General features: G+C 49.2%; 24 protein-coding genes. All 24 read left to right on the top strand.

The window, feature by feature from the left end:
* Position 1: 1 nt before the first annotated feature.
* From rpsC to ACY430_RS02570, 24 genes are read left to right on the top strand one after another with little or no spacing between them, the layout of a single operon-like run.
* Entirely contained in the window at positions 2 to 676 is a 675-nt protein-coding gene (gene rpsC / locus ACY430_RS02685; RefSeq protein WP_462137353.1) for a 30S ribosomal protein S3, read from the top strand.
* Entirely contained in the window at positions 663 to 1082 is a 420-nt protein-coding gene (gene rplP, locus ACY430_RS02680) for a 50S ribosomal protein L16 (protein WP_462137352.1), read from the top strand. The genes rpsC and rplP overlap by 14 nt, the downstream gene beginning before the upstream one ends.
* On the top strand, positions 1082 to 1312 hold the full coding sequence (gene rpmC / locus ACY430_RS02675; protein ID WP_462137351.1) for a 50S ribosomal protein L29: 231 nt from the start codon (positions 1082 to 1084) through the stop codon (positions 1310 to 1312). Before rplP ends, rpmC begins: the two co-directional genes overlap by 1 nt.
* Positions 1305 to 1604 carry a 30S ribosomal protein S17 gene (gene rpsQ, locus ACY430_RS02670; protein WP_462137350.1) on the top strand — a complete coding sequence of 100 codons (300 nt, stop codon included), beginning with the start codon at positions 1305 to 1307 and terminating at the stop codon, positions 1602 to 1604. The genes rpmC and rpsQ overlap by 8 nt, the downstream gene beginning before the upstream one ends.
* On the top strand, positions 1601 to 1969 hold the full coding sequence (rplN, locus tag ACY430_RS02665; RefSeq protein ID WP_462137349.1) for a 50S ribosomal protein L14: 369 nt from the start codon (positions 1601 to 1603) through the stop codon (positions 1967 to 1969). The genes rpsQ and rplN overlap by 4 nt, the downstream gene beginning before the upstream one ends.
* A gap of 2 nt (positions 1970 to 1971) precedes the next feature.
* Positions 1972 to 2295 carry a 50S ribosomal protein L24 gene (rplX, locus tag ACY430_RS02660; protein ID WP_462137348.1) on the top strand — a complete coding sequence of 108 codons (324 nt, stop codon included), beginning with the start codon at positions 1972 to 1974 and terminating at the stop codon, positions 2293 to 2295.
* A 20-nt stretch (positions 2296 to 2315) separates the two neighbouring features.
* Entirely contained in the window at positions 2316 to 2864 is a 549-nt protein-coding gene (gene rplE, locus ACY430_RS02655; protein ID WP_462137466.1) for a 50S ribosomal protein L5, read from the top strand.
* Positions 2864 to 3049: a type Z 30S ribosomal protein S14 gene (locus tag ACY430_RS02650; protein ID WP_462137347.1), complete on the top strand. Its 186-nt coding sequence runs from the start codon at positions 2864 to 2866 to the stop codon at positions 3047 to 3049. The genes rplE and ACY430_RS02650 overlap by 1 nt, the downstream gene beginning before the upstream one ends.
* 17 nt (positions 3050 to 3066) lie before the next feature.
* A complete protein-coding gene (gene rpsH / locus ACY430_RS02645; RefSeq protein ID WP_462137346.1) occupies positions 3067 to 3459 on the top strand; it encodes a 30S ribosomal protein S8 in 393 nt (130 codons plus the stop codon).
* Between the two features lie 7 nt (positions 3460 to 3466).
* Positions 3467 to 4012, top strand: coding sequence for a 50S ribosomal protein L6 (rplF, locus tag ACY430_RS02640; RefSeq protein ID WP_462137345.1), 546 nt, complete (start codon positions 3467 to 3469; stop codon positions 4010 to 4012).
* Positions 4009 to 4374: a 50S ribosomal protein L18 gene (rplR, locus tag ACY430_RS02635; protein ID WP_462137344.1), complete on the top strand. Its 366-nt coding sequence runs from the start codon at positions 4009 to 4011 to the stop codon at positions 4372 to 4374. The genes rplF and rplR overlap by 4 nt, the downstream gene beginning before the upstream one ends.
* Positions 4364 to 4909, top strand: a complete 546-nt coding sequence (gene rpsE, locus ACY430_RS02630; protein ID WP_462137343.1) for a 30S ribosomal protein S5 — start codon at positions 4364 to 4366, stop codon at positions 4907 to 4909. Before rplR ends, rpsE begins: the two co-directional genes overlap by 11 nt.
* A gap of 14 nt (positions 4910 to 4923) precedes the next feature.
* Positions 4924 to 5355 (top strand): 50S ribosomal protein L15, encoded by a 432-nt coding sequence (gene rplO / locus ACY430_RS02625; protein ID WP_462137342.1) that lies wholly within the window; start codon positions 4924 to 4926, stop codon positions 5353 to 5355.
* Entirely contained in the window at positions 5352 to 6674 is a 1323-nt protein-coding gene (gene secY, locus ACY430_RS02620; RefSeq protein ID WP_462137341.1) for a preprotein translocase subunit SecY, read from the top strand. The genes rplO and secY overlap by 4 nt, the downstream gene beginning before the upstream one ends.
* A gap of 13 nt (positions 6675 to 6687) precedes the next feature.
* A complete protein-coding gene (locus ACY430_RS02615; protein WP_462137340.1) occupies positions 6688 to 7254 on the top strand; it encodes an adenylate kinase in 567 nt (188 codons plus the stop codon).
* A 3-nt stretch (positions 7255 to 7257) separates the two neighbouring features.
* Positions 7258 to 8019, top strand: coding sequence for a type I methionyl aminopeptidase (gene map / locus ACY430_RS02610; RefSeq protein ID WP_462137339.1), 762 nt, complete (start codon positions 7258 to 7260; stop codon positions 8017 to 8019).
* A 24-nt stretch (positions 8020 to 8043) separates the two neighbouring features.
* Positions 8044 to 8286: a translation initiation factor IF-1 gene (gene infA / locus ACY430_RS02605; protein WP_462137338.1), complete on the top strand. Its 243-nt coding sequence runs from the start codon at positions 8044 to 8046 to the stop codon at positions 8284 to 8286.
* Positions 8283 to 8396: a 50S ribosomal protein L36 gene (rpmJ, locus tag ACY430_RS02600; RefSeq protein ID WP_462137337.1), complete on the top strand. Its 114-nt coding sequence runs from the start codon at positions 8283 to 8285 to the stop codon at positions 8394 to 8396. The genes infA and rpmJ overlap by 4 nt, the downstream gene beginning before the upstream one ends.
* 4 nt (positions 8397 to 8400) lie before the next feature.
* Positions 8401 to 8784, top strand: a complete 384-nt coding sequence (rpsM, locus tag ACY430_RS02595; protein WP_462137336.1) for a 30S ribosomal protein S13 — start codon at positions 8401 to 8403, stop codon at positions 8782 to 8784.
* A gap of 13 nt (positions 8785 to 8797) precedes the next feature.
* A complete protein-coding gene (gene rpsK / locus ACY430_RS02590) occupies positions 8798 to 9184 on the top strand; it encodes a 30S ribosomal protein S11 (RefSeq protein WP_462137465.1) in 387 nt (128 codons plus the stop codon).
* Between the two features lie 14 nt (positions 9185 to 9198).
* Entirely contained in the window at positions 9199 to 9831 is a 633-nt protein-coding gene (rpsD, locus tag ACY430_RS02585; protein WP_462137335.1) for a 30S ribosomal protein S4, read from the top strand.
* A 48-nt stretch (positions 9832 to 9879) separates the two neighbouring features.
* Positions 9880 to 10905 carry a DNA-directed RNA polymerase subunit alpha gene (locus ACY430_RS02580; RefSeq protein WP_462137334.1) on the top strand — a complete coding sequence of 342 codons (1026 nt, stop codon included), beginning with the start codon at positions 9880 to 9882 and terminating at the stop codon, positions 10903 to 10905.
* 31 nt (positions 10906 to 10936) lie between these two features.
* Positions 10937 to 11614: a 50S ribosomal protein L17 gene (rplQ, locus tag ACY430_RS02575; protein ID WP_462137333.1), complete on the top strand. Its 678-nt coding sequence runs from the start codon at positions 10937 to 10939 to the stop codon at positions 11612 to 11614.
* Between the two features lie 11 nt (positions 11615 to 11625).
* Positions 11626 to 12651, top strand: coding sequence for an LLM class flavin-dependent oxidoreductase (locus tag ACY430_RS02570; protein ID WP_462137332.1), 1026 nt, complete (start codon positions 11626 to 11628; stop codon positions 12649 to 12651).
* Positions 12652 to 12656 lie beyond the last annotated feature (5 nt).

Raw genomic sequence — 12656 nt, 5'->3', positions numbered from 1 at the left:
CATGGGACAAAAAGTAAACCCCATAGGTTTAAGAATAGGCATAACAAAGACCTGGGACTCCAAGTGGTATGCGGAGAAGGGATCCTTCACTGACATGCTCAACGAGGACATCAGGATAAGAAGGTTTCTGAAAAAGGACTTCTACCAGGCGGGCATTTCCAGAATTGAGATAGAGCGTGTTGTTCAGAAAAAGGTCAAGGTCGTCATACACGCCCTCAGGCCCGGAATTATCATAGGGCGCAGCGGGCAGGAAATAGAGAGGATTAGAAGGGAGTTGCAGGAGCGCACCGGCAAGGAAATGGTTGTGGACATCAAAGAGGTGCGCAGGTCGGAGATGGACGCTCAAATGGTCGCGGAAAACGTTGCTTTGCAGATAGAGCGCAGGGTCGCTTACAAAAGGGCGATGAAGCAGGCGATTTCGTCGGCGATGAGGACGGGCGCACTTGGAATAAAAATCATGGTTTCGGGGCGACTTGCAGGCGCGGAGATAGCGAGAAGAGAGTGGTATAAGGAAGGCAGCGTTCCGCTCGCAAAACTCAGAGCCGACATTGACTACGGTTTTGCCAAGGCGAAAACCAAATATGGAATTATCGGAATAAAAACCTGGATTTTCAAAGGGGACATCATAGAGAAGAAATCCTCTTCCGGACAGAGCAACGAAGATGTTACAGCCTAAAAAAACAAAATACCGCAAGATGCGCAAAGGGCGCATACGCGGAGCGGCGACCAGGGGAACCGACATAGACTTCGGTCAATTCGGGCTTCAGACTCTTGAGAACGGGCGCCTTACTTCGCGACAGATAGAGGCCGCCAGAATCGCTATAACACGTTATGTCAAAAGGGGTGCGAAGTTGTGGATACGGATTTTCCCCGACAAGCCGCTGACCAAAAAGCCCGCCGAAACAAGAATGGGAAAAGGAAAGGGCGATGTTTCCGAATACGTGGCTCCAATTCGGCGCGGGCAGATGCTTTATGAACTCAGCGGTGTTCCCGTTGCGCTTGCGAAGGAGGCGTTCAGATTGGCGTCTCACAAACTTCCGGTAAAAACGCGCACGGTTGAGCGAAGCGAAGAGGTTGTATAATGGCTGAAAAACCCGGTAAAATCAGAGAGCTAACAGTCAGCGAACTCGATAAAAAAGAGCGTGAGCTGATATCTTCTCTTTTCAATCTCCGCATGCAGGTTGTGACGAAGCGGAACAACGCTTTCGCGCAAATTAAACTGCTAAGAAGGGACATAGCAAGGGTGAAAACGATCAGATCTGAGATTGAGAGAAAGGGCAAACAGGAGAGCGTGAAGGAAGAAAATGGCTGAAAAAGATAAAAAAAGAGGGCGTCTCACTTCGCTTACGGGAACCGTTGTGCGGACAAATGGCGACAAAACCGCTGTTGTGGACGTGGTAACCATCAAAAAGCACCTTGTTTACAACAGGTCAATCAAAAAGAGGGTGCGCTACGTTGTTCACGATGGCAAAAACCAGTGCAAAGTCGGCGACAAGGCCTTGATATACGAGTCCAAACCCATCAGTAAGACCAAGAGATGGCGGGTTGGAAAGATAGTTGAAAAATCGCATCCGGTTGGCGCAGAGGACAGTGCCGGGCAATGATTCAGTCAAGTTCATACCTTGAATCGGCGGACAACACCGGCGCGAAGAAACTTTACTGCATAAAAGTTCTCAAGGGTTCCAGAAGAAGATACGCGCGCCTCGGAGATGAAATAGTCGTGTCCGTGAAAGAGGCGATGCCGAATTCGAAAGTTTCCAAGGGCGAGATCTGCAAGGCGGTTGTTGTGCGCGTCAAGAAAGAAAGTAGAAGACCGGACGGCACCTATGTCCGTTTTGATAACAACGCCGCAGTGATTATTGACAAAGACGGCGGGCCCATAGGAACCAGGGTTTTCGGACCCATCGCCAGAGAGTTGAGATTCAAGGGCTTTATGAAGATAATTTCGCTCGCTCCGGAGGTCGTTTAACAGTGAATGCGGTGAAATTTCACATTAAAAAAGGCGATGAAGTCATCGTGCTTGCCGGAAAAGAGAAAGGCAAGCAGGGCACTGTGTCAAAGATACTTGTTGACAGGAGCAGGGCCATTGTGGAGAAACTCAACATGGTGAAACGCAATGTGCGCCCAAACCAGAAAAACCCGTCAGGCGGGATTATTGACAAAGAGGCCAGCCTCCACATATCAAACCTGATGCTTTATGACTCCAAAGAATCGTCTCCGGTCAAAACGGGTTATAAGACCGATGACAAAGGCAAAAAAATCCGCGTGAACCGCAAAACGGGAAAACAGATATGATGAGCTCTCCACAGCCGAGAATGAAGAAGATTTTCAATGAGCAGGTAATTCCCCGGATGATGGAAAGGAATTCTTACTCAAACTCAATGATGGTTCCGCGCCTTGAGCGCATTGTTTTGAATATGGGTCTCGGCCGCTTGAGTGAGGCGGGGCGCAACAAGAACGTGGTTGATGAAGCCGTGCAGGAACTTGCCCTTATTGCCGGTCAACAGCCGGTGATTACAAAGTCTAAGAAATCCATAGCGGGCTTCAAACTCCGCGAAGGTTTGCCGATTGGTTGTGCGGTTACACTCAGAGGGAAAATGATGTATGAGTTTTTTGACCGTTTTGTGAACCTCGCGCTGCCGAGAGTAAGGGATTTCAGAGGGGTAAGTTTGACCTCCTTTGACGGCGGAGGTAACTACACGCTGGGCATAAGGGAGCACATCATCTTCCCCGAAATTGATTACAGCAAAGTTTCAAAGGTGAAGGGGCTCAATATAACCTTCGTAACGACTTCAAACAGCAACGAAGAAGCAAAAGTGCTTCTTGAAGAAATGGGCATACCCTTTGCCAGGGAGATGGAATAATGGCAAGAAAAGCGCTTTGGGAAAAATCTCTGAGGAAACCGAAATACAAGGTTCGTAAGGTCAACCGTTGTTCTTTGTGCGGGAGGCCGAGGGCTTTCATAAGACAGTTCGGCATGTGCCGTCTGTGCTTCAGGGAACTTGCGAGCCGGGGTGAAATCGTAGGAGTGAGAAAAGCAAGTTTTTAACTTGCGGGAAGGTAAAAATGACGGACCCCATAGCGGACATGCTTGCAAGAATAAAAAACGCTCTTATGGTGCGGCGCGCCGAGGTCTTGGTTCCGCACTCCGGCATCAAGGTTGAGATAGGAAGAGTGTTGAAGGAAGAAGGGTATATCGCCGATTTGAACATCTCGGGCGAAGGTGTGAGGAAAGAAATTGTGATCAAACTTAAATACTCCGCGCAGGGCGCTCCGGGAATAAAAAACTTCAAAAGAGTGAGCAAACCCAGCGGAAGGATTTACATAGGAAAAGACAGAATTCCCCGTGTTGTTACGGGCATGGGTACCGCGATACTTTCAACTTCAAAGGGTATAATGACGGGTCGCAACGCCAGAGACATGGGCATAGGCGGAGAGGTTATCTGCACCGTGGTGTGAGTTTAATATGTCAAGAATAGGAAGAAAACCAGTGCCGTTGCCGGAAAAGGTTGACATCAGCCAGTCCGGCGGTCTGCTCAGCATAAAGGGTCCCAAAGGCGAGTTGCCGGTCAGGGTTCCTGAAGGTCTGAGTGTTGAAATCGCGGACGGGTTTGTAAATGTGAAAATGGACGAAACAAAGAAAATGAAATCCCACCATGGTCTCGTCAGAATGCTCATAGCGAATTCGGTCCAAGGCGTTTCCGAAGGATTTACGAGAATACTTGAGATAGTCGGCACGGGATATAAAGCCGAGATGGCGGGCAATGACTCACTCAAGATGTCACTTGGTTATTCCCACCCCATCACTTTTTCGCTACCTCAAGGGGTAACGGCGAAAGTGGAAGGACGGGGAACGCGGCTGACCCTTGAGGGAATTGACAAACAGGTTGTTGGTGAGGCGGCGGCGAAAATAAGAAAGTTGCGCAAGCCGGACGCTTATAAAGGAAAAGGTGTGAGATTTGCCAACGAAGTTATAAGATTGAAACCCGGAAAATCAGGTGTGAAGAAATGATTAGGGACAGAAAAACTCTGAGAAACAGAAGGCACAAAAGGATAAGGAAGAAAGTGTCCGGCACAACCGACATTCCGAGACTGTGCGTTTTTAAATCCGCCAGATACATCTACGCCCAGATAGTTGACGATGTTGTTGGAAGGACTATGTTTGCCGCATCTTCGCTTACGCCCGAAGTCAGAAAAAACATTGGTGAAAAAGATTCAAAAGTGGAACAAGCAAAAGCGGTCGGCGAATATCTCGGAGAGGTTTCAGTCGCGGGCGGAGTAAAAAAAGTCGTCTTTGACAGGGGCGGATATCCGTTTCACGGAAGAGTGAAGTCGCTCGCCGCAGGTTTAAGGGAGAAAGGTCTTGAGTTCTAATAACGGTATTAAGAGTTCCGGTTTTGTTGACCCTGCGGGGCTTGAACTGGAAGAGAAAGTTGTTGACATTAGGCGTGTAGCCAAAGTCACAAAGGGCGGAAAACGTTTCCATTTCACCGCGATGACGGTTGTCGGCAACGGCAACGGTATAGTGGGTTACGGGCTGGGCAAGTCAAAAGAAGTCCCGAACGCGATTAAGAAAGGAACGGACAAGGCGCGCAAAAACCTTATAAAAGTTTCCCTGCACGGCTCAACCATACCGCACGAGGTTTCGTGTGAAAGTTCATCAAGCCGCGTTGTGCTTCTACCGGCGGCTCCCGGAACGGGAGTTATTTCCGGAGGTCCTGTTCGCGCGGTCGCGGACCTCGCGGGTATCAGCGACATTCTTTCCAAGGTTGTGGGCTCAAGAAATCCCATTAACGTTGTGGCGGCGACCATAAAAGCTCTTTCCCAACTCATGCTTCCGGAGCAGGTTGCGCTTGAGCGCGAAAAGAAAGTTTCCGATCTTGACCTTCCTTCGTATTATAAGTTTTAGAGGTTTAAACTGAGATGCTTGACAGATTGCCAAAACCCGCCGGTTCAGCCAAATCCCGCCAGAGAGTTGGAAGGGGAGCCGGTTCAAAAGGAAAAACCGCCGGACGCGGGCAGAATGGCCAGGGGTCGCGCGCCGGAAAAGGCGTGTCGCGCTGGTTTGAGGGTGGGCAAACCCCCCTGAAAATGAGGATTCCGAAAAGAGGTTTCAAGAACAGATTCAAAGTCTCCTACGACACCGTCAATGTGAGTGAGCTTGAGCGTTTTGAAGACGGCGCCACAGTGGACGCCGAGGCGCTTGTTCAAAAACGCCTTGTAAGCGGAAAGCGTCCCGTCAAACTTCTCGGGAATGGAAACATTGAAAAGAAACTGACTCTCAAGGTTGACGCCGCAAGCGGCTCTTCGATGGAAAAAATAGAGCGTTCCGGTGGCAAGGTAGAGATTGTATGAGCGCGTCTGCTTCTGGAATTCCCCGCATTTCGGAACTGAACAGAAGACTGCTTATTACGCTGTTTATTCTCATTGTTTACAGGCTCGGAGTTTTTATTCCGGTTCCGGGCATATCTTCGGCGCAGATTACCCGGCTTTTTGAAAGAACAAGCGGAACGGCGTTTGACCTTTTCAATGTGTTTTCGGGTGGCGCACTTGAACAGGCGTCGATTTTTGCCCTCGGGGTAATCCCCTACATTACGGCTTCAATTCTTATGTCGCTTATGGTCAAGGCGATTCCCTATCTTGAAACCCTTCAGAAAGAAGAGGGGCAGGAGGGAAGGAGAAAAATCAACCAGTATTCACGCTACGGCACGGTGCCGATAGCAATTATTCAGGCAACCGTTCTTACTCTCGCTCTTGAAACCGGAGCCACCGAGGCGCCGGGGCTCGGCTTTCGCCTGAGCACCATTTTAACGCTCACCTCCGGCTCAATGCTTGTTATGTGGCTCGGAGAGCAGATATCTGAAAAGGGTATAGGAAACGGCGTTTCTCTGATAATCACAATGTCAATTCTTGCCGGGACTCCGGGCGCACTGTGGAACATGCTGCGGCTTGTGCGTGTGGGAGACATAACCGTGCTCGGCATGCTTTTAATATTTATTTTTCTGGTTCTTGTGATGGGAATAATTGTTTTTGTTGAAACCGCTTCAAGGAAGATTCCCATTCAGCATCCCAGAAAGGTTATGGGAAGAAAGATGATGGAAGGCGGCACAACGCACCTTCCTCTTAAAATCAATCCTTCGGGGGTTATTCCGCCCATATTTGCGTCTTCACTGCTTATATTTCCGGCGACCATCGTTGCCATTACGGATACGCCTTTTATGAGAACAATTTCGGAGGAAGTGATACAAAACCCCTTTGTTTACAACATTGTCTTTGCGATTCTTATTGTTTTCTTTTCATTTTTCTACACGGGAATTGTGTATGACCCGAATGACCTTTCGGATAACATTAAAAACAGTGGGGCGAATGTGCCGGGGATAAGGCCCGGGGTGAAAACTTCGGAATATATCGGCTCAATTCTGAACAAAATAACCCTTGTCGGCTCAATCTATCTTGTAGCCGTTTGTGTGTTGCCGAGTTTTCTCCAGAGAGATCCTTTCAACCTGCCGTTTTATTTCGGCGGCACATCGCTTCTGATTATAATAGGCGTAACGCTTGATTTTATGCAGCGCGTTCAGTCTTTTGTGATAACTCGCAATTATGATTCATTCGCGACTGCGGGCGGCGGGCGCCGTCCACGGGGGCAGGGCGGCCGCCGCAAAAAACGTTTTTGAAAACCCGGGTGGAATGATGAATTTGATAATATTCGGACCGCCCGGAGCGGGAAAAGGGACGCAAGCCAGTTTCATCACGAGCGCCTACGATGCGGAGCACATATCCACGGGTGATTTGCTCAGAGACGCTGTGAAGAGGCGGACTGAGACGGGAGTGATGGCGAAAAGCTACATGGACAAGGGCGAATTGGTGCCGGACGAAGTTGTCATAGAGATTACCAGGGAGAAAATAAGCGGTTTGAACGGAGCCGGATTTCTGTTTGACGGCTTTCCGAGAACGATTGAGCAGGCGCGCTCGCTTGACGATATGCTTGAGAGCCAAAATTTGGCTATTGAAGCGGTTTTGTATCTCAAAGTGGACGAGGACGAAGTTGTTAAAAGGCTTCTGAAGAGGGCGGAACTGGAGGGGCGCGAAGATGACAACGAAAGCGTTGTGCGGAACCGCCTTGACGTTTATCGCCGGCAGACCCTTCCGCTTGCCGACTATTACAGGTCAAAAGGGGTTTTTCATGACATAGAGGGAACGGGAGCCGTTGACGATGTCAGGGAAAGAATCAATTCGGTGGTTTCGGGGCTGTAACGCATGACCGCGAGCGAAATAAAACGGAAATTTGACGGAATGAAGGCCGCGGCTTCGGTTGTGTCCGAGGTTCTTGAAAAACTCAGCGAAACCGCGCGCGAGGGCGTTTCCACATGGGAACTCAACCGCATCGCCGAGGAGATTGCCGGGAAACGCTCTGCCAAACCTGCTTTCAAAGGGTATATGAATTTTCCGTGTTCAATTTGCGCCTCGGTAAACGACGAAGTTGTTCACGGCATACCTTCAAAAGACAGAATATTTAAGGAAGGCGACATTGTGGGAATAGACTTTGGCGCATTTGTGGGCGGTTTTTACGGCGATTCCGCCATAACGGTTCCAATCGGCAGAATGATGCCCCGGACGGAGAAGCTTCTTAAAACCGCCAAAGAGTCTCTTGACAGGGGCATAGAAAAGGCGTTCCCCTCAAAACGGCTCTACGATATATCCGAAACCATACAGAAACACGCCGAAAGCAGAGGTTTTTCGGTAGTAAGGGCGTTTGTGGGGCACGGCATAGGTGAGAATCTTCACGAAGAGCCGCAAGTGCCGAATTTTATCCCCCCCGGAGGGGCGGGAGTGGGTCCAATACTGCGTCCCGGCATGGCTTTGGCGATAGAACCAATGGTTAACGAAGGGGATGCGGACATAAAAACTTTGCCTGATAATTGGACTGTTGTTACAAGTGATGGTAGAATGTCCGCTCATTTTGAGCACACTGTTGCCATAACGGAAAATGGTCCGGAAGTGCTCACGAGTTTTAATTAAGAGCGGCTGAGGACAAATATTTTAATGTCAAAAGGAGACGCAGTTGAATTGGAGGGAACAGTTGTTGAGGCGCTGCCTAACGCTATGTTCAGAGTGGAGATGGGTAACGGTAAAAAGGTTTTAGCATATGTTTCAGGTAAGATGAGAAGAGCCAGGTCAAGGTTTGTGAGAATTGTTCCGGGCGACAAGGTGAAGATTGAAATTTCCCCGTATGATTTGTCGCGTGGCAGGATTACATACAGAATGAGAACGGAAAGGGTAAATTGAAGGTAAGGTCATCGGTAAAAAAAATCTGCAACAAGTGCAGGATTATCAAGCGCAGAGGAGTGGTGAGAGTTATCTGCGTTAACAAACGCTGTAAGCAGAGACAGGGGTAAAGATATGCCAAGAATAGCGGGAATAGACATTCCTTCGGAAAAGAGGGTTCAGTTTGCTTTGACCTACATATACGGGATAGGCAACGCCACGGCCGGAGACATAGTTGCTTCTTTGAAAATCGATCCGGTGAAGCGGGCGAAAGACCTGAACGACAAAGAGTTGGCGGATATCAGGAATTTCATTGAGGGGAAATGCGTTGTTGAGGGTGATTTGCGCAAAGATGTGCAGATGAACATCAAGCGTCTGGTGGAGATTGGATGTTACAGGGGAATAAGGCATCGCATGGGGCTTCCGGTGCGCGGGCAGAAAACAAAGGCGAACGCGAGAACAAGAAAGGGGCCCAGAGGCACCGCGATAGCGAAGAAAAACAAGGTTAGCAAAAAATAGCAGAGGATAGACCATAGTGGCGAAAAAAGGAACAAAGAAAAAGGTAAAAAGGTCTGTTGAAGAGGGCGTGGTGAATATACACGCCACTTTTGGCAACACGATTATTACCGTGTCAGATCCTCAGGGAGATGTGATTGCGTGGTCAAGCGGGGGAACAAGAGGGTTCAAAGGCACAAGAAAAGGAACCCCGTTCGCGGCTCAGGTTGCCGCTGAAGATGCGGCAAAAAGGGCTCTGGGTTCCGGAATGAAATCCGTGCGCGTTTATGTTAAGGGGCCCGGACCCGGAAGGGAATCGGCAATAAGGTCAATTCAGGCGGCGGGTTTACGGGTCGCGTCAATCAGAGACGTTACACCCATTCCTCACAACGGATGCAGGCCTCCGGGGAAGAGAAGGGTTTAAGGGGAGAGTTGTAGATGGCAAGATATACGGGACCCGTGTGCAAACTGTGCAGAAGAGAAGGGGAACAGCTGTTTCTCAAAGGCGAGAGGTGTTTGACAAGCAAGTGCGCCATAGAGAGAAAGCCGTATCCTCCCGGTTTGCAGGGTAAGAGAATACGCAGAAGAATTACCGAATACGGATTGAGGCTCAGGGAAAAACAGAAAGCCAAAAGGATTTACGGAATGACCGAGCGTCAGTTCAAAATTTATTTCAGAGAGGCGGCAAGAACAAAAGGCGTTACGGGGTCGTTGCTTCTCTCAATTATTGAAACACGGCTTGACAATGTCGTATTCCGGCTCGGCTTTGCCGCGTCCCGCAATCAGGCGCGCCAACTTGTGAACCTCGGGCACATTAGTGTTGACGGCAAGCGTGTGGATGTGGCGTCTTACAGAGTAAGTCCTTCAAGTGTTGTTGAAGTGAGGGAGCAGAGCAGAAAGATGCCGAGCATCAACAAGTCGCTGGGGCTGTCGGAGAAAAAAGGAACTCCCGGTTGGCTGAGTCTTGACAGGGAAAAGTACAAGGGAATCATGAACAAGACGCCCGAAAGGGAGGACATGCAGATTCCGGTCAGTGAGAATTTGATTGTTGAGTTTTACTCAAGAGTATGATTTTGGTGATATTGGAGCATTTTGCTTTTTTAGTGGAGGACGGAAATATTGAAAGATTTTCAGAATAATTGGACAACGCTTGTAGTACCGAAGAAGGTCAACAGAGATGAGAAGACCGCGACGCCTTTCTATGGAAAGTTCAGTTTCGAGCCGCTTGAAAGGGGTTACGGTGTTACGATAGGTAACGCGCTCAGGCGCGTTCTTCTTTCTTCGTTGCAAGGCCCCGCCATCACGGCGGTCAAAATAGAGGGAGTTCTTCACGAGTTTTCCTCTATCCCCGGAGTTGTTGAGGACGTTGTGGAAGTTCTTATCAACCTCAAAGGCGTAAATTTCAATACGACAGCCGCCGAGTCGCAAATTGTAGAGATGGTTTTTCAGGGTCCCGGAGAGGTTACGGCTTCGGACATCAAATCAACGAACAAAGCTGAAATTCTCAACGGCGATCATTTCATAGCGACCGTTTCAGACAAAACAAAACTTGAGATGAGCCTGATGGTTGAAACCGGCAGAGGCTATCAGCCCGTGGAGGAAAGGGAGAACGCACGCTCGATGGGAGAAGAGTATCTCCCCATTGACGCTTTTTTCTCTCCGGTCACCAAGGTGAATTACACAATCAAAAACGCTCGTGTTGGCAGAAAAACCGACTACGAAAACCTTGAAATTGAGATATGGACAAAGGGCTCAGTGCTTCCTGAAAACGCGCTTGCCTACGCAGCAAAGATAATCACTCATCAGCTCGGCAGATTTATCAATTTCAACGAACAGGAATTGGACCAGGAAGAGAGCGACGAGGAGACTCTCGTAATTAAAGGTGATGAAGATGTTTTGTTCACGCCGCTTGATGAAGTGGATTTTTCTGTCAGATCGCTGAATTGCATGACCAGTGCGGGCATAGAGTATGTAGGGGATTTGGTTCAAAAGAGTGAGAGAGAACTGCTGAATCTTCCGAGTTTCGGCAAAAGCTCGCTTGATGATGTGTGCAACAAACTCAAAGATCTTTCGCCGCCGCTCACTCTTGACATGAAAATCAATCGGGAGATTTACGAAAAGGTAAAAGAAAGCCGCGCCAAGTAACAGGGTTTTTGCGCTTTGGGAAATTTGTGTAATGAGAAACAGAAGGTTAGGAAGAAAACTTGGCGTTACGACCAAGCACAGAAAGGCGATGTTGCGCAATCTGGCGACTGAACTTTTCAGACACGAAAAAATCCGCACAACGGACGCCAAAGCGAAAGAGTTGAAGCGGGTCGCCGATAAAATCATCACGCTTGCCAAGAACGGTGCGGAAAAAGAAACTCCAAACGGAGGGCTTTCTTACAAAAGACGGATTTTTGGCTACATAACAGACAAAGAAGTCGCGCGTAAGGTGTTCACCGAGATTGCGGAAAGATACAAACAGCGTCCCGGCGGTTACTCAAGAATTATCAGTCTGAATTACAGAAAAGGAGACCAGACGCCAATTTCGCAGATAGAGCTTGTAACCGAGGAATACCAGCCGTCCACCCGCACGAAAACGCCTCGCAAATCAAGCCTGCCATCTCCGCCGCCTCCGAAAAAAGAGGAGGAGAAGTCCTCTGAATCCGCCGAAGCGGAAGGGGCCGTAAAGGAAACGGAGAAAGAGAAAAAGGAAAAACCCGAAGCCGCGCAACCTCAGAGTGAACAGCCTCGGAATGAGGAGAAACAGCCCGAAGCGGCGGCCGAACCCTCTGAAGAGAATCCGCCTGCGCAGGGCGAACAACCACCCGATGCCGAAACCGGAAAAAATGGCGATGAAAAAGAGGGGTAGTTTCTTCCAAAATGAAGAAAACTCCTTTCGGACTGATAGTTGACTCGCACTCTCTCAAAAAGATAGTGGAAATTTCTAAATACGCCGAAAGCGCGGGATTTCATTCCGTCTGGGCGACTGAGCTTTACAGAACCGCTTTCCAGCAGCTTGCCGCAATCGCTCAGCATACCTCCAAAATTAAACTTGGCAGCTCGGTTGCGCTTGCTTTTGTCAGAAGCCCGCTGATTACGGCGACAAGCGCGATGGACATAGACGAGGCTTCGGACGGAAGGCTGATTCTCGGACTCGGTTCCGGAGCCAGGCGCACAAACGAAATGTGGCACGGCCAACCGCATGGCAAACCGGTTACAAGAATAAAAGAGTGTGTTGACATCGTCCGGCGCGTTATTTTGGGTTCGCATACCGGCAACGATGTTACTTACGGCGGCGAATATTACGACATCAACATCAAAGGGTTTAAGAGGCCCTTCAAGCCCGTGCGCACCGATGTGCCGATTTTTCTTGCGGCGGTCGGTAGCGGAATGGCACGTGCGGCCGCTTTGTGCGCGGACGGTTACATGGGGCACATAGTCTGTTCAAAAAAATATATTGAGGAAACCGTTGCTCCCGTTTTGCGTGAAGGGCTTGAGTCCGCCGGGCGCGAGCGTTCGGATTTTTGCGTTTCTTCAATTTTTATCTGTGCGGTTTGCGGAAAAAATGATCTGGAAGAAGCGCGCAGAGCCGCCAAAGCCACGGTTGCTTTTTACGCCACCGTGAAGACTTATTGGAAGCCGTTTACGCTTCACGGTTTTATCGGGCAGGCGGAAAAGATCCGCGATGCCTATTTCAAAGGCGATGTGCATGCGATGATTGAAAATGTGACCGATGACATGCTTGACACTTTTGCCATTGTTGGAACGGCCGATGAGTGTAGAAAGAAACTTGACGGCTGTTCGGACTATCTGGATTTGCCGATTTTGAGCGCCCCCCATTACTATCTTGAGCCCGAACAGGTTGAGATGTATCAGAAAAGAATTATTGAAACTTTCGGCGGTTAAAAGCG

This window comes from Candidatus Mycalebacterium sp. (assembly GCF_977828045.1).
Note: the sequence above shows the minus strand (reverse complement) of the source record. Positions and strands in the feature narration are given on the sequence as shown.

What these genes read in the sequence shown, in the direction of transcription:
- rpsH (WP_462137346.1), top strand. Translation starts at nt 3,067, where the DNA reads ATGACGGACCCCATAGCGGACATGCTTGCAAGAATAAAAAACGCTCTT.
- rplN (WP_462137349.1), top strand. Translation starts at nt 1,601, where the DNA reads ATGATTCAGTCAAGTTCATACCTTGAATCGGCGGACAACACCGGCGCG.
- rplF (WP_462137345.1), top strand. Translation starts at nt 3,467, where the DNA reads ATGTCAAGAATAGGAAGAAAACCAGTGCCGTTGCCGGAAAAGGTTGAC.
- infA (WP_462137338.1), top strand. Translation starts at nt 8,044, where the DNA reads ATGTCAAAAGGAGACGCAGTTGAATTGGAGGGAACAGTTGTTGAGGCG.
- rpmC (WP_462137351.1), top strand. Translation starts at nt 1,082, where the DNA reads ATGGCTGAAAAACCCGGTAAAATCAGAGAGCTAACAGTCAGCGAACTC.
- rplO (WP_462137342.1), top strand. Translation starts at nt 4,924, where the DNA reads ATGCTTGACAGATTGCCAAAACCCGCCGGTTCAGCCAAATCCCGCCAG.
- rplE (WP_462137466.1), top strand. Translation starts at nt 2,316, where the DNA reads ATGAAGAAGATTTTCAATGAGCAGGTAATTCCCCGGATGATGGAAAGG.
- rpsM (WP_462137336.1), top strand. Translation starts at nt 8,401, where the DNA reads ATGCCAAGAATAGCGGGAATAGACATTCCTTCGGAAAAGAGGGTTCAG.
- ACY430_RS02650 (WP_462137347.1), top strand. Translation starts at nt 2,864, where the DNA reads ATGGCAAGAAAAGCGCTTTGGGAAAAATCTCTGAGGAAACCGAAATAC.
- rpsD (WP_462137335.1), top strand. Translation starts at nt 9,199, where the DNA reads ATGGCAAGATATACGGGACCCGTGTGCAAACTGTGCAGAAGAGAAGGG.
- ACY430_RS02615 (WP_462137340.1), top strand. Translation starts at nt 6,688, where the DNA reads ATGATGAATTTGATAATATTCGGACCGCCCGGAGCGGGAAAAGGGACG.
- ACY430_RS02570 (WP_462137332.1), top strand. Translation starts at nt 11,626, where the DNA reads ATGAAGAAAACTCCTTTCGGACTGATAGTTGACTCGCACTCTCTCAAA.
- secY (WP_462137341.1), top strand. Translation starts at nt 5,352, where the DNA reads ATGAGCGCGTCTGCTTCTGGAATTCCCCGCATTTCGGAACTGAACAGA.
- map (WP_462137339.1), top strand. Translation starts at nt 7,258, where the DNA reads ATGACCGCGAGCGAAATAAAACGGAAATTTGACGGAATGAAGGCCGCG.
- rpsC (WP_462137353.1), top strand. Translation starts at nt 2, where the DNA reads ATGGGACAAAAAGTAAACCCCATAGGTTTAAGAATAGGCATAACAAAG.
- rpsQ (WP_462137350.1), top strand. Translation starts at nt 1,305, where the DNA reads ATGGCTGAAAAAGATAAAAAAAGAGGGCGTCTCACTTCGCTTACGGGA.
- rplP (WP_462137352.1), top strand. Translation starts at nt 663, where the DNA reads ATGTTACAGCCTAAAAAAACAAAATACCGCAAGATGCGCAAAGGGCGC.
- rplR (WP_462137344.1), top strand. Translation starts at nt 4,009, where the DNA reads ATGATTAGGGACAGAAAAACTCTGAGAAACAGAAGGCACAAAAGGATA.
- rplQ (WP_462137333.1), top strand. Translation starts at nt 10,937, where the DNA reads ATGAGAAACAGAAGGTTAGGAAGAAAACTTGGCGTTACGACCAAGCAC.